The sequence below is a fragment of the Photorhabdus sp. S10-54 genome, assembly GCF_963878145.1.
GTDB lineage: Bacteria > Pseudomonadota > Gammaproteobacteria > Enterobacterales > Enterobacteriaceae > Photorhabdus > Photorhabdus kayaii.
Window position 1 is genome coordinate 1 of record NZ_CAWNXG010000100.1, and the last position, 3,876, is coordinate 3,876.

Below are 3,876 nucleotides of genomic sequence, written 5' to 3' on the forward strand. Positions count from 1 at the left end.
AAATTGCATGGTAATTGAATGTTTGTTGGAGATGTTGTATTAGGTGGCCCATAAATACAAATATACATATTCATAATTTATTCACTCTTTCAGGATTTCCAATAATAAATACACGATGGGTAAAATCTTCTAACTTTACTATTTTCTCGATTTCTCTTTTTTCCTTTTTCCTTTTTTTGTCTTTATGTCTCTGACATTCAGTACAGCTACCATTAGACACATATCTTAGCGTGTGCCCTTGCGGGCACGGATCGCTATTGAATTTTTCACCGTACATTAAATTACCCTCATATTTTAAAATGGAGAGAAATTATCGTCGTATTGCTCATATTGATGATTATTTTGATTTTGATAATTGTTGTAACTGTTATGCTGCGCTGATTTATTTCTCTCATCTTTATCTTTTAAAGTTGAAACAATCTTATTTACAGCTTCAGCAACTTTACTTTCCTCAATTTCTTGCAAAGTTTGTCCAGTCTTAGCAACGAACGGAATTCTTATGTCAAAGCTGAATGTATCGCTTCCATCCGTTCTTTTTGTTCTCAGAGTTTTTTGTAGCACCAGACCGATTATTTTCCCTGCCAGCTCTGGTGCTATACATGTATTCGCATCTTTCGTTACTTGAGTTAATTGTTTAACTCCGGCGCAGCCCATAATAGCATTAATCATGTTAATGCCGTATTGGTTATCCGTGCCGTCATTTTTCTTACAACAAACATTCAAGTAATTAACTTTTCGCCCATCGTCGGACTCGCCAGAAATTTCAATAAAGTGGGCGCCTTCTTTCCCCCTTGTAAATTTAGCTTCATTGATAGTGATAATATAAGCCCCGCTTTCTGTGATAAAGCCACTCTGACCGGCAGATAAAGCAAGTTCTTTGTTATAAACAAACATAACATTATTCATTTCATTTAACCTTATTTGTTGATTTCATAATAATTACAAATTGTTTCGTCGATAACAGCTAAATCATTCTCTATTTCATGTTTATCAAACATACCCATCGGGGATTTAACTGTATCGTAACCATTATTTCGAGTTGAGAAAAAATAATTGTCATCCTTGACAATTGTTCTTAATACTATTGTGAACATTCCCTCAATTGTTATTTTTTCATCCAGCATTTTTCCTATTGTTTTTATTTTAACTTTCCCTGTCTGTGTCTCTTCCGTATGAGACAGAAAATAAACCCGTAAATCGTCAGGGGTTCCATTTATTGCTTTGTCAATAATATTCCATGCATGACTACCGATTTCCGTAAATTTATCGAATGACTTTTCGTCAGAGCGGCGCATAAATTCATTTGCCATTACATATTGAAAATCATCAATAATGACAATTTTCTTTCCGTATGAATGAGCTTTTATTATTGCACCCTCGATATGATTATATTTATCTGAAATGAAAACAGAGGTTTCTGGATTTTCCCTGTCCCACAATTTCCATGATGATGATTTAAAAGGTAATGGTTTTCTTATTGTCTGGACCAGTAAACAATCTGCCGGATTTAAATTTCTAAGACTCGTTGACTTCCCTGTCCCCGATTCCCCTAAAATTAATGTTGCAGTTCCCATATTTAATTACCTCGACAACCAATAATTGATTGTGAATTCAACATCAGGATCAATATCAGGCTGTTTTAATAACCATGAAAAATAGCCAGGATTAATCTGCTTGACCTCTTCAAATGTCATCCCCTTATGCTTGCCGAATTTGAACGCATGCAGCAATGAGGGCTGATTGCTTATTTTCAACATTTCCTTATCTGACCAGCCCGACACTTCTTTGATACGTTTAAATAATGCTGCGGTGACTATGCAATCATAGAGGGCTCTGTGTGCGTGTAACCCATCTGGAACACGAACATCCAGTTTCAGTGCATAGCGTAGATACTGATTGCTGTGACTTTCCATATCAGGCCATAAGCGCTTTGCTAGTTTTAATGTGCAGATAAACGGAGCATCCATTTTCGGCATCATCTTTTTGTCGAACTCAGCATTGTGAGCAACCATGTAATCAGCACCTTTGTAGCTCCCGATAACTTCATCAATCAGCGGAGAATTAATCACCATCTCATCAGTAATATGATGAGTTGCCATTGCTGACACTGAAATGTGTTTTTGAGGGTTTATTAAATAGGATTGTTGTGTTGAATAATTGACTTGCATATCAATGATATCAATACTTGCTATTTCAACAATACCACTGTCTAAATCACACGTTTCTGTATCTACTGCTCTGTATATTGTCAAAATTAGTCTCCTGTCCAAATTCCACCGTACCGATGTGTTGGATTATCCCCGTGATAAAGATCATACTCTTTTCGCTGATGGGTTTTGAAATATTCCTGCCACTCCAAAGCCCTCTGATTTTCCCGCTCACTAACTAAATGAGCAGGAAGTGGCGGATGATTTAATGCGGCATTAAGATTTGCATTCCATAGTTTTTCTGCGATTGCCATATCTGATAATTTAAAAACGTTTGGGTGAGGTTTTCCGAGAATTATTTCCCTGATTGCTGCTATAGCTTCCTGCTTGTTTTTAAAGGTGCCCGGTCCTCTTATTAGATATCTCATGTGAAATCTCCGTTAAATTCGATTAAGCTAATCGGCATATTCCTATCAATTCCTTGAATAGAGCGCTTATATTCAATTTTCATGTGCTCGATAATTTCTTGATCTGAATAGCCAATTTCATTATAGAATTCCGTTTCTTTATTCCCCTGATGTTGATGAGCGTTCATATTACAAAGCCTCGATTTTATAACCCCTGATTTCGAAATATTCTTTTATTTCATTGAAGCAAAGATTAGTTGAATTAAGCACTTCTTCGGAATTTCCCTGTATAACAATATTTCCAGTTATTTCAATTTCATTTGCTCTGTTAGTGTGATTGACTTTAAAAGAATCACAATTGACTATAAGCATAATTACCTCAGAAAAATTAAAATTAACGTCGTAAATAGAATTAAATAAGCGGGAAATAACATAGCGAAGAGCCACTCTTTAATCATATTCATATGATAGCCTCAAATATTGCATTGCTATAAACCAGTTTATTTCGCTCATTAATTGTTTTGCTATATAAGTTTCACATTGAGCTAACTCAAAAAGTTGTTTGTTGATTTTCATGATATACCCCTGAGCCGTCCGCTGGCCTTTACTCCATATTACTAAAATTCACCCCGGTTTATTTTAATTAATGCGTCTCGATGCTGCTCAGCGGCATCTTCTGTTAAATGAATAAAGCCGTATTCTAATTTTTCTTTCTCGAGGTTATGGTCGCCCCAGAATCTCTGAAAAATACTTGGTCCCGCAACCCAATACTCTTGCCCCGCTTTTAACTCATAATCAATCGGCTTTGGAAAACTAATTTTACCGATTGTTATCATTTCAAGCTTGCGGCGATATTTAAATTCCGGGTTCCAGTTTGGGTGATGAAAAATATCTTCCCATAACTCATTGGCATCATCATACATTTCCCAAAGCAGCCAAGGTTTATCTGTTTTAAAAGCATCTTGAGCATATTGCAGCATTAATTCAGCGTGTACATGCGCGGCCATATTATTCTTCCTCCTGCTTAATGACTTCGTAACCGTACTCTTTTAAATAATCAACAATGGATTCTTCATCAATCATCTTTAGTATATCCTCAGGATAAAACTCATTAATTATTCTTTGTAAACCATTGTCATTTACTCCAAATACTTCAACTGAGATTTCTTCTATTGCAGAAGACGTAATTTGTACAGCAGAAGACGTAATTCGTACATCTTTACATAATATTTCAAAACTATAAGTGTTTCGTATGTTTACCATTATATTATTCACCTGCTATTTCTATGTTAATGTGATTATCGGGTAAATCGAAACCGCAG

At 35.6% G+C, this 3,876-nt stretch carries 9 protein-coding genes; all 9 read right to left on the bottom strand.

Features of this window, described 5'->3' with window-relative positions:
• Window positions 1-70: 70 nt before the first annotated feature.
• The 9 genes from AACQ83_RS23540 to AACQ83_RS23580 all read right to left on the bottom strand — a co-directional run bounded on the left by AACQ83_RS23540 (window position 71) and on the right by AACQ83_RS23580 (window position 3,817).
• A complete protein-coding gene (locus AACQ83_RS23540) occupies window positions 71-277 on the bottom strand; it encodes a hypothetical protein (protein ID WP_112879825.1) in 207 nt (68 codons plus the stop codon).
• A 17-nt stretch (window positions 278-294) separates the two neighbouring features.
• Window positions 295-906: a DUF669 domain-containing protein gene (locus AACQ83_RS23545; protein ID WP_112879826.1), complete on the bottom strand. Its 612-nt coding sequence runs from the start codon at window positions 904-906 to the stop codon at window positions 295-297.
• An 11-nt stretch (window positions 907-917) separates the two neighbouring features.
• Window positions 918-1,574, bottom strand: a complete 657-nt coding sequence (locus tag AACQ83_RS23550) for an AAA family ATPase (protein WP_112879827.1) — start codon at window positions 1,572-1,574, stop codon at window positions 918-920.
• Between the two features lie 6 nt (window positions 1,575-1,580).
• A complete protein-coding gene (exoX, locus tag AACQ83_RS23555) occupies window positions 1,581-2,246 on the bottom strand; it encodes an exodeoxyribonuclease X (protein ID WP_339366779.1) in 666 nt (221 codons plus the stop codon).
• 8 nt (window positions 2,247-2,254) lie between these two features.
• A complete protein-coding gene (locus AACQ83_RS23560; RefSeq protein WP_112879829.1) occupies window positions 2,255-2,575 on the bottom strand; it encodes a hypothetical protein in 321 nt (106 codons plus the stop codon).
• Window positions 2,572-2,742, bottom strand: coding sequence for a hypothetical protein (locus AACQ83_RS23565; RefSeq protein WP_158537818.1), 171 nt, complete (start codon window positions 2,740-2,742; stop codon window positions 2,572-2,574). Before AACQ83_RS23565 ends, AACQ83_RS23560 begins: the two co-directional genes overlap by 4 nt.
• Window positions 2,743-3,004: 262 nt before the next feature.
• Entirely contained in the window at window positions 3,005-3,130 is a 126-nt protein-coding gene (locus tag AACQ83_RS23570) for a hypothetical protein (RefSeq protein WP_255567001.1), read from the bottom strand.
• Between the two features lie 41 nt (window positions 3,131-3,171).
• Complete coding sequence (locus tag AACQ83_RS23575) at window positions 3,172-3,561, bottom strand: hypothetical protein (protein WP_112879831.1); 390 nt, start codon at window positions 3,559-3,561, stop codon at window positions 3,172-3,174.
• A gap of 1 nt (window position 3,562) precedes the next feature.
• A complete protein-coding gene (locus AACQ83_RS23580; protein WP_112879832.1) occupies window positions 3,563-3,817 on the bottom strand; it encodes a hypothetical protein in 255 nt (84 codons plus the stop codon).
• Between the last annotated feature and the right edge of the window lie 59 nt (window positions 3,818-3,876).

Coding starts and splice junctions, on each gene's coding strand:
- AACQ83_RS23565 (WP_158537818.1), bottom strand. CDS start 2,742: ATGAACGCTCATCAACATCAGGGGAATAAAGAAACGGAATTCTATAAT.
- AACQ83_RS23540 (WP_112879825.1), bottom strand. CDS start 277: ATGTACGGTGAAAAATTCAATAGCGATCCGTGCCCGCAAGGGCACACG.
- AACQ83_RS23560 (WP_112879829.1), bottom strand. CDS start 2,575: ATGAGATATCTAATAAGAGGACCGGGCACCTTTAAAAACAAGCAGGAA.
- AACQ83_RS23570 (WP_255567001.1), bottom strand. CDS start 3,130: ATGAAAATCAACAAACAACTTTTTGAGTTAGCTCAATGTGAAACTTAT.
- AACQ83_RS23580 (WP_112879832.1), bottom strand. CDS start 3,817: ATGGTAAACATACGAAACACTTATAGTTTTGAAATATTATGTAAAGAT.
- AACQ83_RS23575 (WP_112879831.1), bottom strand. CDS start 3,561: ATGGCCGCGCATGTACACGCTGAATTAATGCTGCAATATGCTCAAGAT.
- AACQ83_RS23545 (WP_112879826.1), bottom strand. CDS start 906: ATGAATAATGTTATGTTTGTTTATAACAAAGAACTTGCTTTATCTGCC.
- AACQ83_RS23550 (WP_112879827.1), bottom strand. CDS start 1,574: ATGGGAACTGCAACATTAATTTTAGGGGAATCGGGGACAGGGAAGTCA.